Annotated in this window: 21 protein-coding genes and 2 pseudogenes; 11 read left to right on the top strand and 12 right to left on the bottom strand. The window is 60.6% G+C overall.

The genetic code is table 11. The features are described 5' to 3' along the window. Window positions 1–873 carry a branched-chain amino acid ABC transporter permease gene (locus NKH23_RS19740; RefSeq protein WP_352464127.1) on the bottom strand — a complete coding sequence of 291 codons (873 nt, stop codon included), beginning with the start codon at window positions 871–873 and terminating at the stop codon, window positions 1–3. A gap of 162 nt (window positions 874–1,035) precedes the next feature. Beyond that, complete coding sequence (locus NKH23_RS19735; RefSeq protein WP_352464125.1) at window positions 1,036–2,304, bottom strand: amino acid ABC transporter substrate-binding protein; 1,269 nt, start codon at window positions 2,302–2,304, stop codon at window positions 1,036–1,038. Between the two features lie 311 nt (window positions 2,305–2,615). Between NKH23_RS19735 and NKH23_RS19730 the strand changes: the two are divergent. Continuing rightward, a pseudogene (locus NKH23_RS19730) lies at window positions 2,616–2,795 on the top strand (integrase); the annotation flags it as partial. Window positions 2,796–2,916: 121 nt separating this feature from the next. Here NKH23_RS19730 and NKH23_RS19725 read toward each other — a convergent pair. Both NKH23_RS19725 and NKH23_RS19720 read right to left on the bottom strand, forming a co-directional pair. Then, on the bottom strand, window positions 2,917–3,435 hold the full coding sequence (locus NKH23_RS19725) for an RES family NAD+ phosphorylase (protein WP_352464123.1): 519 nt from the start codon (window positions 3,433–3,435) through the stop codon (window positions 2,917–2,919). Next, the gene (locus NKH23_RS19720) at window positions 3,432–3,821 is read right to left on the bottom strand and encodes an antitoxin Xre/MbcA/ParS toxin-binding domain-containing protein (RefSeq protein ID WP_352464121.1); all 390 of its coding nucleotides are present in this window, start codon (window positions 3,819–3,821) and stop codon (window positions 3,432–3,434) included. Before NKH23_RS19720 ends, NKH23_RS19725 begins: the two co-directional genes overlap by 4 nt. Window positions 3,822–4,114: 293 nt before the next feature. Here NKH23_RS19720 and NKH23_RS19715 point away from each other — a divergent pair, with 293 nt between their 5' ends. Continuing rightward, a complete protein-coding gene (locus NKH23_RS19715) occupies window positions 4,115–4,543 on the top strand; it encodes a dihydrofolate reductase family protein (protein ID WP_352464119.1) in 429 nt (142 codons plus the stop codon). Here NKH23_RS19715 and NKH23_RS19710 read toward each other — a convergent pair. From NKH23_RS19710 to NKH23_RS19685, 6 genes are all read right to left on the bottom strand, one after another. Continuing rightward, window positions 4,506–5,495 (bottom strand): substrate-binding domain-containing protein, encoded by a 990-nt coding sequence (locus NKH23_RS19710; protein ID WP_353035204.1) that lies wholly within the window; start codon window positions 5,493–5,495, stop codon window positions 4,506–4,508. The two genes, NKH23_RS19715 and NKH23_RS19710, sit on opposite strands and share 38 nt — an antisense overlap. A gap of 77 nt (window positions 5,496–5,572) precedes the next feature. Further along, window positions 5,573–6,622: an ABC transporter permease gene (locus NKH23_RS19705; protein ID WP_352464116.1), complete on the bottom strand. Its 1,050-nt coding sequence runs from the start codon at window positions 6,620–6,622 to the stop codon at window positions 5,573–5,575. After that, window positions 6,622–8,139: a sugar ABC transporter ATP-binding protein gene (locus tag NKH23_RS19700; protein ID WP_352718780.1), complete on the bottom strand. Its 1,518-nt coding sequence runs from the start codon at window positions 8,137–8,139 to the stop codon at window positions 6,622–6,624. Before NKH23_RS19700 ends, NKH23_RS19705 begins: the two co-directional genes overlap by 1 nt. Then, window positions 8,136–9,134, bottom strand: a complete 999-nt coding sequence (locus NKH23_RS19695; RefSeq protein WP_352718779.1) for a LacI family DNA-binding transcriptional regulator — start codon at window positions 9,132–9,134, stop codon at window positions 8,136–8,138. Before NKH23_RS19695 ends, NKH23_RS19700 begins: the two co-directional genes overlap by 4 nt. Window positions 9,135–9,568: 434 nt before the next feature. After that, on the bottom strand, window positions 9,569–10,465 hold the full coding sequence (locus NKH23_RS19690) for an aminoglycoside phosphotransferase family protein (protein ID WP_352516566.1): 897 nt from the start codon (window positions 10,463–10,465) through the stop codon (window positions 9,569–9,571). A gap of 659 nt (window positions 10,466–11,124) precedes the next feature. Beyond that, window positions 11,125–12,195, bottom strand: coding sequence for an NAD/NADP octopine/nopaline dehydrogenase family protein (locus NKH23_RS19685; protein WP_352464109.1), 1,071 nt, complete (start codon window positions 12,193–12,195; stop codon window positions 11,125–11,127). Window positions 12,196–12,208: 13 nt separating this feature from the next. Here NKH23_RS19685 and NKH23_RS19680 point away from each other — a divergent pair, with 13 nt between their 5' ends. From NKH23_RS19680 to NKH23_RS34650, 9 genes and pseudogenes are all read left to right on the top strand, one after another. Next, window positions 12,209–13,396 carry a LysR family transcriptional regulator gene (locus NKH23_RS19680; protein ID WP_353027420.1) on the top strand — a complete coding sequence of 396 codons (1,188 nt, stop codon included), beginning with the start codon at window positions 12,209–12,211 and terminating at the stop codon, window positions 13,394–13,396. After that, window positions 13,393–14,862, top strand: coding sequence for an NAD(P)-binding domain-containing protein (locus tag NKH23_RS19675; RefSeq protein ID WP_353027421.1), 1,470 nt, complete (start codon window positions 13,393–13,395; stop codon window positions 14,860–14,862). The genes NKH23_RS19680 and NKH23_RS19675 overlap by 4 nt, the downstream gene beginning before the upstream one ends. Before the next feature lie 8 nt (window positions 14,863–14,870). Then, a complete protein-coding gene (locus NKH23_RS19670; RefSeq protein ID WP_352722263.1) occupies window positions 14,871–15,341 on the top strand; it encodes a CMD domain-containing protein in 471 nt (156 codons plus the stop codon). Continuing rightward, on the top strand, window positions 15,338–15,901 hold the full coding sequence (locus NKH23_RS19665) for a peroxidase-related enzyme (protein ID WP_352464102.1): 564 nt from the start codon (window positions 15,338–15,340) through the stop codon (window positions 15,899–15,901). Before NKH23_RS19670 ends, NKH23_RS19665 begins: the two co-directional genes overlap by 4 nt. A gap of 54 nt (window positions 15,902–15,955) precedes the next feature. Continuing rightward, a complete protein-coding gene (locus NKH23_RS19660; RefSeq protein WP_352464100.1) occupies window positions 15,956–16,696 on the top strand; it encodes an amino acid ABC transporter ATP-binding protein in 741 nt (246 codons plus the stop codon). Between the two features lie 24 nt (window positions 16,697–16,720). Beyond that, window positions 16,721–17,548: a transporter substrate-binding domain-containing protein gene (locus tag NKH23_RS19655; protein WP_352464098.1), complete on the top strand. Its 828-nt coding sequence runs from the start codon at window positions 16,721–16,723 to the stop codon at window positions 17,546–17,548. 69 nt (window positions 17,549–17,617) lie between these two features. After that, on the top strand, window positions 17,618–18,334 hold the full coding sequence (locus NKH23_RS19650) for an amino acid ABC transporter permease (RefSeq protein WP_352719760.1): 717 nt from the start codon (window positions 17,618–17,620) through the stop codon (window positions 18,332–18,334). Between the two features lie 18 nt (window positions 18,335–18,352). After that, window positions 18,353–19,045: an amino acid ABC transporter permease gene (locus NKH23_RS19645; protein ID WP_352464095.1), complete on the top strand. Its 693-nt coding sequence runs from the start codon at window positions 18,353–18,355 to the stop codon at window positions 19,043–19,045. Window positions 19,046–19,225: 180 nt separating this feature from the next. Further along, a pseudogene (locus NKH23_RS34650) lies at window positions 19,226–19,532 on the top strand (hypothetical protein); the annotation flags it as partial. Between the two features lie 315 nt (window positions 19,533–19,847). Here the strand turns inward: NKH23_RS34650 and NKH23_RS19635 are convergent. Both NKH23_RS19635 and NKH23_RS19630 read right to left on the bottom strand, forming a co-directional pair. Continuing rightward, complete coding sequence (locus tag NKH23_RS19635; RefSeq protein WP_352464093.1) at window positions 19,848–20,630, bottom strand: sulfite exporter TauE/SafE family protein; 783 nt, start codon at window positions 20,628–20,630, stop codon at window positions 19,848–19,850. Next, on the bottom strand, window positions 20,627–21,034 hold the full coding sequence (locus NKH23_RS19630) for a DUF6691 family protein (RefSeq protein ID WP_352516579.1): 408 nt from the start codon (window positions 21,032–21,034) through the stop codon (window positions 20,627–20,629). Before NKH23_RS19630 ends, NKH23_RS19635 begins: the two co-directional genes overlap by 4 nt. Between the last annotated feature and the right edge of the window lie 18 nt (window positions 21,035–21,052).

Here is a 21,052-nt window from a genome sequence, read left to right as displayed (position 1 = left end):
TCACAAGCCGTGCCGCAGGATCCCGCGCGGAGACACGAGAAGGACGAGGAATAGGGTGCCGAAGATCGCCAGCAGCGAATAGCTCGACCCGACATAGGTCGCGACGAAGGCTTCGATGACGCCGAGCAGCAGCGCGGCGACGAGGGCACCGCCGACGGAGCCCAAGCCGGCAAGCACAGCCACGAAAAATGCGAACAGAGTATAGCGCAGGCCGACTTCCGGGTTCACTGAAAAGATTGCACCCATTAGTACGCCGGCCATGGCAGTGATGCCTGCGTAGAGCCCGTAAACAGTGGCGCTGAGGCGGCGGATGTTGACGCCCATCAGTGCGGCGTTCTGCCGGTTTTCAGCCGTCGCTCTGATCGCCAACCCATAGCGGGTGCGGTAGAGGAACAGGAACAGTCCGCCGGCGATGGCGATCGCGAAGACCGCCGCGGCCACGCGGATCAGTGGCACCGTCACGGGCCCGACGGCGAGGCTCTCGCCGCTCAACACGGTCGGCACGCTGTGGGTATTGAAGCCCCACGCGGTCAGCATGCCGCCGCGCAGCAGCGTGAACAGGCCGAAGGTCAACGCAAGCGCCATCAATTCCGGCCGCGCCGTGCGGCTGTTGCGGACATTGTAGAGGATCGGCCCGATCAGATAGCCGATGGCGCCGAACAGCACGAAGGCCACCGGGATCGCCAGGAATCCGTCGACACCCAGTCCGGCACCCATGTAGTAGCCGAGATAGCCGCCCAGCACGACCCAGCCGCCCACCGCGAAATCGATGACGTGCAGCACGCCGAAAGCGAGCTGGAAACCGATCGTAAAAGTGGCGATAACGCCGCCGATCAGAAGGCCGTTCAGCAAGGTCTGTAGGAATAGATCCAACGCGGGAACCGTCCGTCAGCCAACGAAAGAGCGGAGTGCCGCGGCAAAGCGGCCGTACACACGATAGCATGGTCCGTCATTTTCCGAGCACGCGCAACCACCGTCATTGCGCCGGGCAAGGGTGATGGCGACGAGGCCCGCCCGCACCCTGCCCAGAACCGGCTATTTCCAAGCTGGCAGCGGGTAGGTGAGGTCCGCTGCCGCGGCCTCTTTCGGCCCCACCGCTACGGTCTTGCCACCCTGAATCTGGATCAGCACCGGCACCGGCTGGACGTTGTCGTGGTAGTGGATGCCTTCCTTCTCGAACTTGATCGGTCCGTAGAAGGTCTGGATGTCGGTCGCGGCTATCGCGTCCTTAAGAGCCACCCTGTCTTCAGGCGTGAGCCCCGGCTTCTTGCCAAGCCGCTTGACGGCATCGCCGAAAACGAGACCGCTGGCCGCGCAGGCCGCTTCGGTATAGTCGGGCTCGTGCCCGGACTTCTTTTGCGCCATCTCGGCAAACTCCTTTGCGGTGCCGAAGAGGTCGTCCTTATATGGAACTGACGGCAGCCACACGGAGACGCCGCAGGTGCCGTCGGCGTCCGTGGCGAGCGCCTGGGCGAAGGCCGGGTCGGTGACGCCATAGTGCATTATCAGCGCCTTGGGCCGGAAATTCAGCGACTTGGACGTCTTGACGACATTGATGAGCGGCTCCTCATGGCCGCCGACGGCGACGATATCGGGATTAAGCGCTGCGATCTTGGAGATGACGGGGGTAAGGTCGCCCGAGGCCGGCACCAATTCGTAGGCGACGACTTCCAATCCGGCCTCCTTGGCCCCGTCGCGAAAACCTTCGCCGGTTTCCTTCGAGAAGGGTTCGTTGACGCCGATCACAGCAATCGTCTTGGCCATGGGGTTAGACAGTTTCGCCAGCACGGCCAGCGATTTGCCCGCAGTGGTGTCCACGGCCGGGATGATGCCGAAGTTGAATTCCGGCTTGGCCTTCCAGACGTTTGGCGATTCCGCGGAGCCGGAAATCATCGGCACCTGGTACTTCTGGCAGATCGGCTGCACGGCGATAGTCGAGCCGCTGGTGTAGGGGCCGAATAACACGTCGACCTCGTTCTGGACGATCAGGCGCTCGGCGGCATCGGCGCCGGTCGCGGGGTTGCTTTGGTCGTCACCGTAGAACATGTCGACCTTGAAGCGCTCGCCGGCGACTTCAACCCCACCCTTGGCGTTGATGGCCTCGGCCCATAGGTCGTAACCGCGTTTGGTCAGGTTGCCGCCGAGGATGTTCTCGCCCGACAGCGAGGTGATAACGCCGGCCTTGAATGTCGTCACCTGCGCGCGTGCCGCTCGCACAAACGGGCCCAACGGGCCGGCTGCGAGGGCGCCGGCGCTGACGCCGAGGAACCGACGGCGCGAAAAACGTTTGCTGTTCGTGAACATCACTCAACTCCCTTCATCCGGTTATCAGATTGGAAACCGACGATATCTCTTGTTTATACCACTGTATGCCTTTTGTGCGGACAGAGAAGATATGCCTGGGTCAACAGGCGATGCGTAAGGCGGCTTCGGGTCATCAACGCGTAGAGGCGCCGCAGGCCGTGGATGCTCAATGCCTCGTCGTGCACCAGCTTCGTCGACGAATGCCTTTTGGGCGCCATTGGCGCCGCGAGCAGTTGTAGACGCGGCTCCTATTCTGCACCTAGACAGAGCAGCAGGTGCTCCCGATCGGTCGCTGGCGATGCAGGGCGTGGGAGCCAGCCCGCATCGTCAAATTCGCCGGCCACTCGCTGCGCGCTGACCTCGCCTCGTCGGCCGAGGTCGACGAACGCGATGTGCAAAAACAGCTCGGCCATACCTCCTCGGAGATGACCCGCCGCTGTCAGCGCCGCAGACATCGCTTCCGCATCAACCTGACCAGGGCTTCCGACCTCGAGGCAAAAAACCCCTCCTCTGCCGTTATTCCGCCGCTCAGGTTCGCGCGAACGCCTTCACCCTGAGCGCCAACAGACTGGTTTCTGCCATTCGGGCAGCCCCGGAGCCTCCAGGCCTGTTTCATCGCCAGGACAGCTGGTCTTTCGGCAACCGACCGCTCGGATCGAACACGTTCACTTTGTGCGGAAGATCGGGGCCCCAGTACCATAGCACCAGATTGCGGTCTTCCGTCTCCGCGCCCGGAGCAAAACTCGGCACCAGAATTCCAGCGATGCCTTCAGGCCGCAGCCGGTCATGGATGGACCAGGATGCAGGTCGCTCTCCGTTGCTGAGAGCCGTGGCCCAGGCGCTGCCCATGTCCGCAAGCGTGACAAAAGATTCTCCCCTCCCCCGCTCGGTTGTCAGATCAGTGATGTCCTCGCAGTCCACCTCATAAGAGCACAGCACGCAGGGGTCGATGCGATGCGCGAAGCCCTGGTTGGCTTCCTTGACAGCTGTCATGACGGTCAGCGCCAGATATAGCGCGGGCACACCTTTGGGATTGAATCGAGCGCCCCTGATCGCCGCTCCATCACCGGAACTCGGCTTGAATGCCCAACGTGGATGATGCGCCCGGTAGCAGGTTCCGACAAACCTCAAGCAAAGCCACCCAAGGCCATGTGATCGAGGTAGTCGCGAATAGCAGCGGCCTTGCCGTCCTTCACGAGGGCTTCGGCGGTCCGTCCACCGAATGCCGGCAGCGGCTGGGCTCGGTACCAGGCCATGGCCTGTTCCTTGCCTCCCGCCCAATCCGTCACGCGGCTGATGATCTCGAGCATCTCGCGCAGACGGCCCTGCGTCTTGGCCGTTCGGCTGCGCTCCAGCCGATAGAGGGTTTCGCGGGCAAGCCCGGCCGTCTGAGCCAACTGAGCCTTGGACATTCCAAAGCTGTCGGCCACCTGGTCAACGGCAATTTTCCCGGCCCGGTCCATATAGGACAAAACCAGGGGTTCCTTCTGCACGGATTTCTTGAGGACCTGCCCCATGGAGTTCCTTGTCATATTAACAGCCGCATTTACTGTGCAAAACATATGGCGCTTTTCGACTGGTTTCAAGCTCCAAGCGCATGGCGCCCCGAGAACCGGTCTTTGCACAGCTCCGAACACGACGGCAGCGCTGGATGAGGCGCGCGCCGTCAATGCGGGAACAGGACAGCTTGCGGAGTTGCAGCCCGGTGGTGAAAGTTGGGCGGAGGCCTATGTGGCGAGCGGTGACATGGCGGAGGAAATCGGGAAGTTGAAAAGCCCAAGAGGGCAAGCCGATCATCGCGCACGGCGGAGTGAGCTTTGCCCGCAGTCTCGCCGCTCAGGGACTGGTCGACCAGCTCGCCCTGATGGTGGTGCCCGTGGCGCTGGGCAAAGGCCTGCCGCTGTTCTCCGAAGTCGCCGCGCCGATGTCTCTCAAGCTGACAAGCTCGAAGGCATTTCCGGGGGCGCGGTGGCGCAGATCTATCGGCCGGCGTGAGCCCTGGCGAAAGTCCGGTTGCCGGCAATCTATCTACTCATGGACAACTTATTCATTCGGCGCGTGCCACCCTTCCATCAGACTAGCTAATTTCCCAGGCGATGAATCGGCAGGCTCTTCGGCACGGTGCGTGCGCTGCATGGCGTCTCCCAATACGCAACAAGGCCCCTCACGGGGGCCTTGTCCTGTCAACTTTTGCTCTGAACTCATTTCCCCATCAACTGCTTGGCATTCTCTAGCGTGATCGCGGTCGTGGCCACCGTCACCGTCGGCTCCACCGACGAAGCACAATCAAGCAGAATCTTCTTCGACATCTCGATCGCCTCCTTGGCGCCGGTCGGGTAGGTGAAGGTTGCCGCCCAGTCGCCCTTGGCCACGGCCTCGATGCCACCGGCTGGGCCCGGCAGGCCGTCGGTGCCGATAATCTTGACCTGCTTGCCCGCGCCCTTGGCTGCAAGCAGCGCGCCGGCTGCCATCATGTCGTTCGAGGCGTAGAGCACCTTGATGTCGGGGTGCGCTTGCAGCATGGCAGAAAAAGCGGTCTGAGCTTTGTCGGGCACCCAGTCGGCGGCCTGCTCGGCCACCACCTGGATCTTGTCATTTTCCTTCACACCATCCTTGAAGCCGTTGAGTCGCTCCACCGCCGGCGTCGAACTTGGCAGGCCTTCAAGCACCGCTGCCTCGCCGCCTTCCGGGAGCAGGGTCTTTGCGGTGTATTTGCCCGCTTCGAGCGCGATCTTGTAATTGTCGCCGCCGATGAAGGCGGTGTAGTCTTTACCTGGGTCGCCTACCGTCTTGCGGTCTAGCTCGATCACAGGAATGCCGGCATCCATGGCGCGCTTCACCGCCGGGGTCAGGGGCGCTGCCTCGAAGGGCGAGATCAAGAGCAGATCGACTTTTTGAGTGATGAAGTTGTCGACCTGCGATGTCTGCGTGTTGACGTTGCCGGCGCCATCGGCGATCTGCAGCGTGAACTGAGACACTTCCTTGACCGCCGCGCTCAGTTCGTCATTGACATGCTGGCGGTAGGGCTCGGCGTTGTTTGCCTGCGAAAAGCCAATGATGAACTGGCCGTCCTTGGCGCAGGCCTTGACCATAGGGTCGGCGGCCTCTGCGGTGCCCGCCATGCACAGGCACGTGCCGGCGAGCAGTCCAAGCCGCCAGGCACGCCACGATCCTCGTTCTATGGTTCTCATGCTCTCTCTCCTCCTTTTGGGGCCGCTGCGGCCAGACCTTGGTTTTTAACGCCTTCCACTTGCTCGCCGTCTGCCTGCTATCTGCCCAAACCCTCGCGGCGGCGAACAAGGGATTGAAGCACTGCCGCCAGCACGATGATCGCGGCGGTCGCGAGCAACTGCATGGCCGGGGTAATGTTGTTGAGCTGAAGGATGTTGGCGAGCGCGCCGAGCATGATAGTCCCGGCGACGGTGCCGACCATAGAGCCGGCCCCACCGAACAGGCTTGTCCCGCCAATGACCACTGCTGCGATTGCCGTGAGCTCATAGCCCATGCCGTCATTGGCGCTGCCGAAATTGAACTGGCCGGCATGAACGATGCCGGCAAGGGCGGCGGCAAAGCCGGTGATGGCATAAACTGACATCTTGACCACCGAGACCGGCACGCCGGAAATACGCGCCGCCCGCTCGTTGCCGCCGACGGCAAAGACATAGCGGCCGAAGCGCGTCGTGTTCAGTACCAAGGTGGCAATGGCGGCGAAGACGATGAAGACAATGGTCGCCACCGGCACGGTGTTGTTGAACAGACGCTCGCCCAGCACCGCGAAAACAGGTGGCGCCAGGCCGGGGCCGTCGCCATAGGAAATGTTGATGTACTGGTTGCCCGAAACGACCAGCGCGAGCCCCCGCGCCGCCTGCAGGCCGGCGAGCGTGACAATGAACGGCTCGAGGCGAAAGCGGCTGGAAATCATGCCCTGGATCATGCCGAAGACGGTGCCCATTACCAGCACGGCGAGGACGGTCGGGATAAGCCCGAAGCCGCCGGAGATCATCATCGTTGCGGTAACCACGCTGGAGAGACCGAGCACGGCGCCCACTGAGAGGTCGATGCCGGCGGTGATGATGACGAAGGTCATGCCGATTGCGATAATGCCGGTCTCAGACACCGCGCGCACGATGTTGGCCATGTTGTCGGGCGCAAGAAACAGGATCTCGCCATGGCGCCTCGGCGAGAAGATGACGCCGCCGATCGCCACCAGCACCAGGCCGATCAAGCTCTGGAAGCGCACGACCAAAGCGAGCGGATCGCGATGCACGGGTGCTGCCGCCAACGGGCCGCCTGCAACCGAAGTCGTCTCGTCAGACATTAGGCCTCCTTGCCGTTTGCTGCGGCCAGCACCGTGTGCTCGTCGACGCCGCCGATGAATTCCGCCACATTGCGCCCTTGGCGCAGCACCACGATGCGGTCGCATAGGCCGATCAGCTCAGGCATTTCGCTGGAGGCGACCAGAATGCCCAACCCTTGAGCGGCCAGTTGCCTCAGCCGCGCATAGATCTCGCCTTTGGCACCGACATCGACGCCGCGCGTCGGTTCGTCGAGCAGCAGCAGACGCGGATTGCCTAAGATTTCCTTAGCCAATACCACCTTCTGCTGGTTGCCACCCGAAAGCGCGCCGACGGCGATGTCGGGGTTCTTCGGCCGGATGTCGAACTGACCGAAGGATTGCTTCACCGCCTCCGCCTGCCGGCCCGGCGACATCAGTCCGGCCGGCGAGAGGCGGCGGATCACCGACATGACCAGGTTGAGGCCGACAGCCATCCTCAGCATTAGGCCGCTGCCGCGACGGTCGTCCGTGACGAAGGCGATGCCGGCCGCTCGCGCCGCCCTGATCGAATTGAGCTTCACCTGACGGCCGTCGAGGGCGACACAGCCCTCCCAGTGGCCGGAGAGGCCGGTGCCGTAAAGCGCGCTGAGAAGTTCGGTCCGCCCTGCCCCCATGATGCCGGCCAGTCCGACGATCTCCCCTTCATGCACATCGAGCGAAAGCCCTGTCGGGGCCTGCCAGCCGGCACTGTCGCGCGCCAGCCGGAAGCTTGCATCGCGCAAGCTGAGCAGTGCCCGGCCGACTGCTTTAGCGCGCTGGGGATAAAGCTCGTCGAGCGGACGCCCGACCAGCAGCCGCACCAACTCGGCTTGCGGCGCGTGCGGCTCGGTGACGCCGGCGACGCGCCCGTCGCGCATCACCGTCACCCGGTCTGCGATCTCGGGCACTTCCTCCAGCCGATGCGAGATATAGACGATGCCGATGCCGCTGGCGGCGAGCTTGCGCATGATGTCGAACAGCCTTTCGACCTCGCCCACCGTCAGGGCCGCCGTCGGCTCGTCCATGATCAGCACGCGCGACGCGTAGGACAGCGCCTTGACGATCGCCACCACCTGGCGCTGGCCGATCGAGAGATCGGCGACCAGTCGTGCCGGGTCAATGGCGAGTCCGATCGCTTCCAGCCGCCTGTGGGCCTCGCGGCGCATCGCCGCCACATCGAGCAAGCCGCCCGGGCGCATTAACTCGCGGCCCAGGAAGAGGTTCGACGCCACATCGAGCGTCGGTACGAGATCGAGCTCCTGGAAGATGGTGGCAATGCCGGCACCCTGCGCTTCGCGTGGATTGCTGAAGCGCACTGGCTTGCCGTCGATCTCAATCGTGCCTTCGTCCGCCGCATAGACGCCCGACAACAGGTTCATCAATGTCGATTTGCCGGCGCCGTTCTCACCGAGAAGGGCGTGGATTTCACCGGCCCTGAGCTCGAAGTCGACGCCGCGCAGAGCCTGGACACCACCGAAGCGCTTGACCGCGCCGGTGACCCAAAGCAGCGGCGCGCTCATCTCGGCCTCGCGCAGGATTGGCGGGCATGAAGCGTGGCTTGGAGTCGGACGGTGCGCGGCTCCGTCGCGGAGGATGCGATACGAGCGCTGAGCAAAGCGGCCGCCTGCCGGCCGATCTCGGCGCAAGGCTGCGCCACCAGCGTCAGCCGCGGCTCGAAACAATCGGCCCACTCGAAGTCGTCGAAGCCGGCAAGCGAAAGATCGCCCGGTATCGCCAGGCCCATTTCGCGGATCGCGCGGACTGCTCCGATCGTCGTCATGTTGTTGCCGGTGACCAAGGCCGTGGGCGGCGACGGCAAAGACAGTATGACGCGGGTCGATGCTGTCGCGGACGCGGTGTCTACGTTCCCGACCGACAAATAGCGCGGCAGGCAGTCAAGTCCGTTGCCGGCCAGGGAAGACCGGAACGCCTCGACGCGTTCGCGGGTCGTCGCCAAGCCCGGCTGGCCAGCGACGAAGCCGATCCGCTTGTGGCCGAAGGAGGCGACGTGATCGATAAGGGCTCGCATTGCCGAATGGTTTTCAACGCCGATCTGGTCGAAGCGCTCGTCGGCCAAGCGGTCTATCAAGACGCAGGGCAGCTTCTTCTCGGCCAGATAGTCGATCGCTCGCTGCGGCGCGCCCGATGGCGCCAGAATGACGCCGTCGACCCGCCGCTGATGGAACGCACGAACTACCGAAAGCTCGCGATCCGGGTCGTCCTGGGTGTCGGACAGGAAAACCATGAGGCCGAGACGCGCGCACTCGGCCTCCACTGCGCAGATGATGTCGGTGAAATAGGGATTGGAAATTGCCGAGATTGCCAGGCCGACGCTGTTGGTCGTCGAGACCTTGAGAGAGCGCGCCAGTTCATTAGGCTGATAGCCCATCGAGGCAATCACGTCGTTGATGAGCTTCGCCTTCTCGGGCGATACAAAACGGGTGCGGTTGACGACATGCGACACGGTCGAAACCGACACGCCCGCGCGGCGCGCCACTTCAGCCATTGTCGGCATGGCGGCTCGAATGGGGTGCTCGCAAGCGCTCCTCCCTCACTGTGTTTCCCATCCGCTCTTGTTCTGATTGGCGATTAGGCGAAACGATAATGCAATCGAAACGTTTGCGCAATCGTTTCGATGCTCAACATGCCGCAAACGAGATCAACGGCCGTTCCAGGTGATTGTCCAATGACGCTGTTAAGGGAAACCGGAGCGGCGGTCACCTCATCGGCTGCTTTGGAAGCTGCTTGGTTTCGTGCGAATGTCTTGGAAGGGTGGGGAAGTCGACACTGGCGACCCTTACGATGGGTGACTTACAGAGCCCGATCTGGCCAGGAGACGACCCACCTACCCTAGTTCCCAGAGACTCCTCGTAGGAAGACGCGAACATCGGTTATCGACCTGCCGGCCGCAGCCGCATTGTACTCCACCCGGTGACCCGTCTGCTCGATTCAGATGTCCGGGTCATCGAGAATGCGAGAGATCGTGCTGCACCCCAGCGCACTCATTGCGGGGTTGGTGCGATGGTAATACCAGACGAGACCCATTGCCTGCTGGAATGCCCAAGCGACACCGCGCTTCCACCAAAGATCTTCAACTTGAAGGACGCGCCGAAAGGTCGCCCTTCGCTCGCGGTCTAGAAGATGCCACGCGGCTACTAAATCCAGCGACGGGTCGGCTGGCCCGAAACTGCCGCCATCAAGCACTCCGACAAGACGCCCGCCCTGCACGAGAAGGTTTGCTGGGATAAGGTCCCTATGACTCATCACGACAGACCCAGCGGATGGCAACTCCCGGAAGCGAGTCCACAAATTGCGCAGTCGAGCCACATCAAGAAGACCCTCGCTGTTTTCAAAGCAAACACTCATCCAATCGTCATGATCCGAGAGATGTCCACCACGTCCTTGCCCGTCGAAGCGTCGGCCCCGTGTGTCCGCTTGGCGCAACGATGCCACGAGGTGTGCAAGGTCTAGCGCGAACGCCGAAGAACCAATTAGCCCGTGCGGCGTGGCAACCTCGCCTTCGATCCACGTTTGTAATGCCCATGGCATTGGATAGTGAGGACCTGGCTCGCCGAGCCCAATTGGTTGAGGCGTCGGAAACAAGCAATGTTCCCCAATTTCAACAATAGCAGCGGCCTCTGACCGAAGCATATCGGCGCATTCGGTCGGATTCATCGCCCTCAGCGGGAACCGGGCAGTGATCTTCGAGCCAACGCGGAAGATCGCATTGACGGTTCCCGACGATGTGACTGTGGTGAGGTCCTCATGACGGTACTGGGGAAATTGATCGCGGATCAACTGGCGGGCGATATCGATGTCGATATTCACTTGATCGTCATGCATCATGAGTTCGTGTCCTGCCGAGCTCGGTATGAAGGGCAAATAGTTGTTCGTTGTAGCAATTGGACGGAACAATGTCCGCTTTCTAGTCTTCGCAGTCAGATCCCAATATGTCTGCAACGCGCGCATTGTCGCCCGGCCGGTATGGGGACGGAAGCGGCCGTTTCATGTTGCGGCCCTGGTGGGAACTTCTTCAAGCCGTCTTTCATTGGCGGAGGGAACGCGCAATTTCACCCCTTCCCTTCCTTTTTGCTGACGGCGTCTTGGCAGCCGGCGTCTCCTTCGGGCAAGCGGCTTGTCCATCCGCTTTCCGTGGCAGATGTTGCAAATGCCAAACTTTGGTGCAGGAAACCAGGAATTAGTCGGAACTATAGCGACACGCCGAATCAGCCCGGCAGGAGGTCCAACTGAAGTGCTCAGATTTCGAATAAGTTGGCCCGCCGTACGGGAGACATTCAGAGAAATCACGAGGCATCTTAACATACTACTCGCGGCTTCCGTGAGCAGACTATCATATCCAAGGACTGCTCGTTGAGCGCCAAACCAGTGGGCCTCAAACCGTACTGCGCACGACTAGGCTCAGCGGCCCGGCCGGCAACATCGACATTATCCGTAAGTTGCGGATTTCTTCCTGGCTGAGGTGGGCATTTACCAATTCACCCGGTCTAGAATCCCTCACGCGAAAGGTTCGCGAGGTCCACGTCTGATAACCCTTCGATCCCAAGGGCAGGAAGAATATCATTATCTTCCTTGAGGTCGCGACCATAGGCCGCCGATAATATCGAAACTCCAGACTCGTGGAGTATCGCCGGATTCCCGCTAATCTTGCCCAATAGTACGGTCGACAGCAATCCGAACGGGACATCCTCGAGAATGTAGCGGCTTTCGATGGTTGTCGGGCCAAAGCCGCCGCGGCCTTGGCGGTCCATCTCCTGGTTCATCTCCGAAACCGTTCCCATCGGAACATGGAACGATAATGAAAAATGCTCTTTGACGGTGCGAACGGCGATGCCGAAATGGGCAGCGATGGCCAACCGCTCGGCATCCAGAGCCTCGATAAGGCGGCCGACGGCAGGAGTGACATTTCCCCCCTGGCTCCATTGCTCGGCCTTTTCCATGCGTGTCAGATTAAGAAGGGCAATTCCTAGATGGTTTTGCGGATTGAGGTTGCTAAGTGCGATCGCAAGCATCCCGTCGCGGTTGACAAAACGATCGCCGAACACGGTCGTGCAAAGTTCGTGTCCTTGATCCTGGCAACTGAAAGGCAGCGTCGCAACATCAAGCTTCTGGCGAATGGTGGTGACATGGACTTCAGTTGGTCCGAGCTGGCGGCCAGATAGGAGCGTCGTGCCCCAAACAACGATCGGCAACCTGACCTTGCGCTCGGCTAACCGCTTGGAGAGATACAGCGCCGCGAAGGAACAATGCGAACTGATGATGACGGGAATTCCATCAGCCAGGTGAGGGACCGCCGCATCCATCACCATCTTGTGGCCGTAAGCCGGAAGCGCAATCACCACCACGTCCGCGTTGACAATGGCGTCTTTGCAATCCTTGGCAATGCGCACCGGTACCGTCGCCGCGATATCCCCCGTCGCTTTTAACAATTCGCCAGTAGCCAAAGCCCTGGTGCGGTGTCCCGAGGGTGACCAAAGCATTGGCGAATGTCCCGATCCTGCCAAATAGGCGGCAAGGCCATAAGCAACTGCTCCGGCGCCCAGAATACTCACGCGCATAATATTCCTCCTGTTGCAGGCTTTGTGGTTTGAGAATTCTTGCCGTCGTCACCTGAAAGTTTTTCATCAGGTTGGAGCCCGCGTCTGCCGTCCTCGTCCGCCTCCGCCAGGGATTCCGGCTCTGAAGCCGGCCAAATGCAAAAGCCGTAACGAACATTGGTTTCCGCTTGACATATATCAAAAACGAATGAGACGATGTCAATCATACGGATTGCGCATGAAGGAGAGCATGGAAACCCGAGACCTTCAGACCTTCCTTGCGGTTGCTGCCAGCGGCAGCATCACCAAGGCGGCTGACATGCTCGGGCGCTCCCAGCCTGCGGTGACGCGCACCATTCAGGATCTCGAGGCCGAGCTTGGCTTCGAATTGCTGCATCGGATCGGTCGACGGGTGCAGCTGTCTGAAGAGGGAGTCGCCTTTGAAGAGGAAGCGCGGCGCCTGCTGATGTCCTTCACCGAACTCGCAGCGCGAGCCAAAATGATCGCCGCCGGCAGGGGACGGATCCTGCAGATTGTCACAACCTCTGCGATCGGGACCGGCTTGATCCCGACGGCCCTAGCTGAGCTCCAAGGTGCCGAGCTTCCGCACGAGACGCATCTCGGGCAATTTCTTCCTTCGATCGTCGCCCAGGAAGTGCGCAGCGGACGCGCCGAGATCGGATTTTCAAGCCTGCCGCTCGATACGCCCGGTCTGGATGTCCTGCGGCTGTACTCGGCGCCTGACGTGGCTGCCGTGCGGGAGGACGATCCGCTGGCTGAACTTGATGTCGTGCCGCTTTCGGGTTTTGCCGGTCGCCGCGTCGCCACGCTGCTCAATCCACTGCGTTTTCAGTTGCATGTCGCCAAAGCGCTGGCGTCTCGCGGCATCGACACTGGCCCAGTGATCCGGACCAATACTGCCTATGGCGCCTTGCAGATCGTGCGTCAGACTGGGGTGGCGGCTGTCATCGATCCCCTCACCGCCTATGGCGTTCCCCTGCCCGGTGTCGTCATTCGCCCTCTCGACGTAACCGTTCTCTTTTATTGGGGTGTTGTGGCTGCCGCAAACCGTCCCCTCCGTCCAGTTGCGCAGGCGCTGATGGATGCGGTCGAAGCGGTGGCTGAACGGTCAATTGCCGGTTTCAGGAAACTCGATCCAGCTTTGGCCGGCCAATTGGTCACCGATCCCGCCTCGGACACAAATAACGGGACGGGAATATGAAGCATATTCCCACCCCGGCAGCTTCGAGCGGCCTTGCCGCGCTGGAAGCCCAGCTCGCGCAGGATCTCGACTTTCTCGAGCTGCCCGCCAAGCCTTGGGTCCCCAAGCGCACGCACGATGGCGCCCCAGTCCGTGACGTCGTAGTGATCGGCGCCGGCATGTGCGGACTTGCTGCCACGGCAAAGCTTGTGCTGACCGGGATAACCAATGTCGTTGCCTACGATGCGGCTCCGGCCGGGCTCGAAGGACCATGGGTAACGTTTGCGCGTATGCAGACGCTGCGCTCGCCGAAGACCCTCCACGGTCCGTCGCTCGGGCTGCCGCAACTCACGTTCCGCGCCTGGTTTACGGCACAATGGGGACCTGAGGCCTGGCAGTCGCTGGACAAAATCCCCAAGGGCCAGTGGATGGACTACCTGGTCTGGTACCGGAAGGTTCTTGGTCTGCCGGTGCGCAACAGTGTACGCATGACCGGCGTCGCAGCCGTTGGTGATCTGATTGCAATCGATATCGAGGGCGCGGAAGCCGGCCGGGTTCTCACCCGTCGCCTCGTTCTGGCCACCGGTCGGTCCGGTCTCGGCGGTTTTGCCGTGCCCGATTTCCTCAGGGGCATCGATCGCGCCTATTGGGCCCATTCTGCCGACGACATCGATTTCGACGCGCTGAAAGGTAAGCGTGTAGCGGTTATCGGCGCTGGTGCCTCGTCCATGGACAATGCCGCAACGGCACTCGAAGCGGGTGCCGGCTCTGTCGACATGTTAATCCGGCGCAAGGAAATGCCGCGCATCAACAAGCTGACCGGCATAGGTAGCCAGGGTGTCGTCCTCGGCATCTACCACCTGCCCGATGCCTGGAAGTGGAAATTCTTCGACTATACCGCCTCGACCCAGACACCGCCGCCGCGTTCATCGACGCTTCGCGTGTCTCGCCACTCGAATGCCCGGTTCTTTCTCGACTGCGGCATAGTTGCGGTGAAGGAAGATGCGGGAGGCCTTCTGGTCGAAACCACACAAGGGCCGATGCGATACGACTTCATAATCGCGGCAACCGGCTTTTCAAACGATTTCAGCGACCGCCCGGAGTTTGCAGCACTCGCCCCACACATCCGCACCTGGTCGGATGGCCGATATACACCGGATATGGGGTCGCCACGTGCAGGCATGTCGGAGGCGCCGGACCTCGGTCCTGCCTTCGAGTTTCGCGAACGCGTTCCCGGCTCCTGCCCGGTGCTGGCGCACATCCATTGCTTCAACGATGCCGCGATGCTGACACATGGCAAGGTCTCCGGCGATATCCCAGCCGTCAGTGCCGGTGCCGACCGTCTCGTCCGCGGCATTGCGGCGTCGCTGTTTGCTGAAGATGTCGAAACCCACTTCGCCAATCTGATCGCTTACGACACCCCGGAACTTCTGGGCGACGAATGGGTCGATTCAACACCCTTGCTGCAAAAGGAGGCCGCGCTGTGATCGACGCAATGGACAAGGCCGCCGGTATTTCGCCGAACGATGCACTTTTCGCTGCGCGGCGGTTTCGGCCCGAATTTGTGCAAGGGGCGGAGGAATGTCGCCTCTCCGTCCTGCAGCCGGCAAACGATCAGGGGCTGGCGCCGAATTTGAGGGTTGCTCTGGCCCGTCGCATGGCCGCTCTGAATGCCGATCCCGTCCTGATGGCCGAATATGATGTGCAGCTGGCCCAACTTGGTCCGACAGAGCAGCTCAGGGCATTGGCTCGGGGCGAAACGGATCTCGATGAGCCATTGGCGACCATCGCCCGTCACGTCGACCTGATCACGCTGACGCCGAAAAAGGCGGAGGCGAACCACATCGCCCTCCTCGCCGCGGCCGGACTGAACAATCCTCAGATCGTCGCGCTCTCCGAACTGATTGCTTTCGTAAACTTCCAGACGCGGGTTGCGACCGGCCTGCGATTGATGAGATCGGCATGATTTCCTCGGTTCGCCTGAAGCCGCTGAATTGGCGTCCCTACATCGCACCGGTCGAGCTATCCGAGGCCACGCCGGAACAACTCGAAGCGATGAAGGTAACGCCGTCGGCCAAGAAAGTTTCGGAATATGTGCGCACCCTTGTGCATGATCCCGAGAGTTATCTTGCCCGCACCGTCTTGTTCAACGCGATCATGTATGTCGAAGGCGGGCTTGCCCGTCCCGACCGCGAACTTGGCGCATTGGGTGCCTCGATCGTCAATGGCTGCAAATTCTGCGCCGTGGTTCACGCCCGCCGCCATGCAGAGCTGACCAAGAGCGACGAAGTGGTCACCGCGCTCTACCTCGACAAACCCGAAAAGCTTGGGCTGCGCGATGCAGCAATCTACAGCTTTGCCCGCCGTCTGTCGGCGGCGCCGTCGGAAGCAACGGTGGACGACATCGCCTCGCTGCGTGCCGTCGGCATGAATGATGCTGAGATCATCGACCTGATCCACGCCATAGCGATCTTCGGCTGGGCAAACCGGCTGATGCACGTTCTCGGCCACGCGGAGAGCGGATGATGATGACCCACATGTCAAGGCAGTCCGTCCCACACTCTGAAGGGCTAACCAGAAATGCTTGAACTCAAAGATATAAGGCTGTCCTACGGAAGCACGCAGGTCCTGAACGGCGTCAATCTCTCGGTAAAGCGGGGTGACGTGGTGTCGATCATCGGCCCCAGCGGCACCGGCAAGACCACGCTGCTGAAATGCATCAACTACCTGGCCAAGCCGTCGTCCGGAACCATCGCGTTCGACCAGATTCGGATGGACTACCAGCGCGCCGACAAGACCGCTGTCCAGGCGATCCGGCTTCGAACAGCGATGGTCTTTCAGCAATTCAATGTCTTCAAGAACATGACAGTCCTCCAGAACGTGATGGATCCGCTTGTCGTCGTGCAGCGCAAGTCCGCGGACGAGGCGCGTGAAATCGCGCTGCGAGAGCTTGACCGGGTCGGCCTCTCAGCGAAGCGGGACAGCTATCCGTCCCAGCTGTCGGGCGGCCAGCTCCAACGCACCGGCATCGCGCGTGCGCTGGCGGTTCGTCCCGACGTGATGCTCTTCGATGAGCCCACGTCATCGCTGGATCCTGAACTCGTCGGTGAAGTTCTGAAGGTGATCAAGGATGTCACGTCGTCAGGGATCACTTCGCTGCTTGTGACCCACGAGATGCAATTCGCAAAGAACATCTCGAACCGGATCGTCTTCATGGATCGTGGCGTGATTGCCGCCGATGGCAGTCCAACTGAGATCTTCGATGCGCCATCCAGCCCACGACTTGCTCAATTCCTGCAGTCAGAACTCGCTTTTCAATAGCTCAACAAGAAGGGAACCAAAGAAATGTCTGCAATCACATCCAGTTTCTCCCGTCGCGCTGCCCTGGCTGTTGCCGGCGGCATCGCAATTGCCCTTGCAACCGCAGGGATCAGCTATGGTCAGACCGTTCGCACGATCAAGATCGCGACGTCTGCCGAATCCAAGCCGCTGGCATGGGGCGCGATCGGCGTCGAGCCGCAAGGCTATGAGCCCGATCTTCTGAGAGCGATCAACGCAAAGCTCCCGCAGTACAAGTTTGAAATGGAAGGTGTTTCGGATATCGCGCAGGAAACCGGCCTGGCCACGGGCAAATACGACATCGCGGTCGGTGGCTACTACAAGTCGCCTGAGCGCGCCAAGCAGTTCTTCATTCCGGAAAACCCCATGGGCGCCAGCCTGATGAAGATCTATAGCAAAAAAGGCAGCGGCATAAAGGAAATGAAGGACCTGGTCGGCAAGAGGATCGTTCCGACCACGGCCGGCGGTGGAACATACAAGTTCATTATGAACTGGCAAAAAGAAAATCCACAATACAAGCTTGATGTAACGGCATCTAGCGCCGGTATTCCCTATCCGAACCGACTGGACGAAGTTCAGAACGGCAAATTCGACGCGCTTGTTCTGCCTTCGAATCTCGGTGAGCAGACCGTCATCGAGGAAAAGAAGCTCGATATTGTGGCGTCCGATCCGGTCTTCAGCAACAACACCTACATGCTGATTCACAGGTCGGACGAAAACAAGGTTTTAGCCGACGACGTGAACAAGGTTCTCAAGGAATTAAAAGACGATGGCACGATCGAAAAACTCTCGCAGAAATGGTTCGGCGAGGACATCGTCAAATACATGAAGTAACAGGACATTTCCCCAAAGATGTAGCGATAGCCAGCGGTAAGGCTGAATTGAAAGAAGGAGCGTTTCAAAGTGGATGTTTCTGCTATGATTCCCGAGCTGCTCTCGGCGTTGCCGCTAACGCTCGCCATCACCTTTACCGCTATGGTCGTGGGCTTTTGCTTGGCTCTCGTCGCGACAACACTCCGGGTTCGGAGGATACCGGTGATCAGTCATCTGACTGACCTCTACGTGTCCTATGCCCGGAGTGTTCCCGTCGTCCTGCAGTTGTTCGTCGCGTTCTACGGGCTGCCCTTGTTGGTAATCCTGTTCGGCGCCGAGGATTTTATTTCTGCAACGATCGCTGCGATGGTGGGGCTGAGCCTCTATCATGGAGGGTATCTGTCGGAAGTCATGCGACCTGCATACCTGGCCGTCGATCGCGGCCAGCATGATGCGGCCGACAGTCTGGGATATACCTTCCGACAGAAGATCACCCGCGTAGTCGGCCCGCAAGCGGTGCACTTCGCATTGCCGGGCTATGGAAACTCCATCATCTACCTGATCCATAACGTTGCGCTGGTCATGTACATCGGGGCTGCGGACGTAATGGCGACCGCGCACTTGATCATGGAGCGCGACTATAACCAGTACCAGTTCGAAACCTACCTGGTGCTGGCGGTCATCTATTCGCTGATGTGCCTTGTCGCGTGGCTCATCGTGCGCTTCTTCGAGCTCCGCTCACCAATGCAAGCGCCAGAGGCGACGACAACAGCTCAGATCAAGAACGCGGCCGTCGCGAGCGTGTGACGAAAGGGTAATCCGACCATGTTTGATACCGAAATTCTGCTCCAGGACTCGCAGGAAATTCTGGGCGCCGTACCCGTGACGCTCGGCATGGCTTTCACGATTTTCATCCTGTCCACGATCGTCGGCAGCCTTTTTGCGCTCGTCGAATATAGGCGGATCCCCGTGCTGCGAGAGCTCATCATGGCCTATAAGGTCGTCTTCAAGGGCGTTCCGATGGTGATCGTGATTTTCCTCGCCTATTTCGGTCTGCCCCCGGCACTCCAGTTCCTGCTCTCGTTGCTCGGGATCAACTTCAACGCCCACGAAACGCCCAATTGGGTAATCCTTGTCATTGCAGTCACCGGTTGTGTTGCGGCGTTCCAAGCGGAGATCATCAAAGGAGCCCTCAACGCCTTCGATACCGGTCAGTCGGACGCAGCCCATTCGCTGGGCTATACGGGCGGCCAACTGTTCCGACGTATCCTATTTCCCCAGGTGGCCCTCACGGCAATTCCCGACCTGACAACCTCGATGATGGTCATCATGAAGGCGCTTTCGCTCGGATTCGCCATCGAGGTTGTCGATATCTTCGCCCAGTCCCAGTTGACCGCCGCGCTGAACTACTACTACCTCGAAGCCTTCGTCATTGCCGTCGTGATCTACATGGTGATTGCCTATATCGTCACACAGATTGCCGACAGGCTGGAGCGGGCGCTGAGGGTGCGGACCTGAGCGGAACCTCCTCGGAATTCTAAAGCATCGAGGTCGGGGGAATTCACCGCGCAGTACGGCCTGCAAACAACTGACGACGAGCATCGGGCGTGTCTGCAAAGGATCTGCGGGCTCATGTAAACGACGACTCCGAACCCTGGCGCAAGCTGCGGCCGAGGGCTTGCTCGACGGCCAGCAACGCCGGGCGGGCGCGGGTCACTGTGGGAGAGCTCAGTGGAACAACAAAAAGCAAAAAATGCGCATGTCGCCGGCCAATCGCAGCAGGACTTCATCAAGCTTCGAGAGGCCCGCGACAGGACATTGCCGATGCCAAAGCTCATTTTGCATGCGCTGCAGGTCAATGTCCGCGGAGGCGAACTGCCCGGGGAAATGGCCGGCGCTGCCTGAAGTCCCGCTCGACGCGCTGCCGGGGTCGAGGCCAGCTCGCAGCGGTCGCTTCGTTCGATGCGTAGGCCGACGAGGAGCCACAATTCGACGGATAGGGTGATTGGCCAGTTCTGTCTGCACGGCTGCCCGTCGTTCATGTTCCGGCAGGATCATACTGTCGCTTCCCGAAAGGCCCGTAGGAATACTCGCCGAACGAAAGCCAGGTGGCGGAGGCGATCAGTATCGGCACCAGCCAATGTCATTTGGGGACCGTTCGGGACGCGGCGCGTCGGACAGTGACGGCCGTGATCACAGACTACTTGGTCTCTGGGCTCATGCTGCAGGGCATACATTACTAGCAAAGACCGGGTGATGAACGCACGAGGCGAAAAAACCTCACCTCCGATCGGCGAATCTATCAAGCTGCAACTCTAAACTATCCGCCTGCCAGTTGACCGACACTCCTGTGGAGAACATAGCCCGCGACGACAATTACAAGTACGGCAAAGATCCGATTGAGCATGTTCTTGTACGAAGCGAGGCGTGTCGCCACAAACATGCCGATCAACCCGCCGCCAATGCCGCCTCCAATAAATTCTGCGGCCAGTTGCCAGTCGACCATTCCCGACAGGGCGTAGTTGAAGGCCGTCGCGAGGCCGAAAGCTGCGACGGCAAGCAAAGACGTGCCGATTGCATTGATCGTCGGCATTCCGGTCGCCAGGATCAATCCGGGAACGATGAGGAAGCCGCCGCCAATTCCGAAGAAGCCAGAGGCCGCACCGGCGACGGCGGCGACTGCAGCAGTCATCGCACACATCTTGGCATCGACAGGTCGGCCTGCTGTCGAAGAACGGCGCCGCGGGCGAAGCATCAGTGCGCCGACCACAAGCATAAGCAGCCCAAAAAAGAAAAGCAGATGCGTCCCGTCGATTGACTTTCCCAAGGTCGAACCTGCGAGCGCCCCAACCGAGCCCAGTCCTGCAAATACGATAGCACAACGCCACCAGACGTGCCCCTTGAGGGCATGGCCTCCAAAGTTCGCCAATGCGTTGGCGGCCACCGCCAGGGCGCCCGTGCCGATGGCAATATGCGGCTGAGCGACACCGACAACATAGAGCAGGAGCGGCGTGGCAAGGATCGATCCGCCGCCTCCGACCATACCAAGAGTGAAGCCCACCAGACTCCCTGAGCCCACAGCAGAAAACAAAGTACCTGTCATGATGCTCTTCGGACAAAGCAGCGGTCATGAGCAACCATCCCCGCCAGCATTAAGGCTACGAAAAGTACCGGCGATAATCCCAGAGACAACGAAGCTACCGCAGGGCCAGGACAGAACCCGCCCAGTCCCCATCCAAGGCCGAAAATCGCCGAACCTAGAACCAGGGGGGCGTCAATCCGCGAACTGACAGGCAAATGGAAGGTCTCCGCCAGAAATGGTCGTGACATCTGCCCCATCCAGGCTGTGCCTCCCGTTGCAACTGCAACGGCGCCGCCCAACACGAATGCGAGGCTCGGATCCCACGCGCCAGAGACGTCGAGAAAGCCCTGTACACGGACAGGATCAAGCATACCCGACAACGCCAGACCGTAGCCAAAGATGGTGCCCGCGGCCAGGGCCGCCATGACCTGTAATTTAGCGTG

This window comes from Mesorhizobium sp. M1328, from assembly GCF_040318075.1.
Taxonomy (GTDB): domain Bacteria; phylum Pseudomonadota; class Alphaproteobacteria; order Rhizobiales; family Rhizobiaceae; genus Mesorhizobium.
Note: the sequence above shows the minus strand (reverse complement) of the source record. Positions and strands in the feature narration are given on the sequence as shown.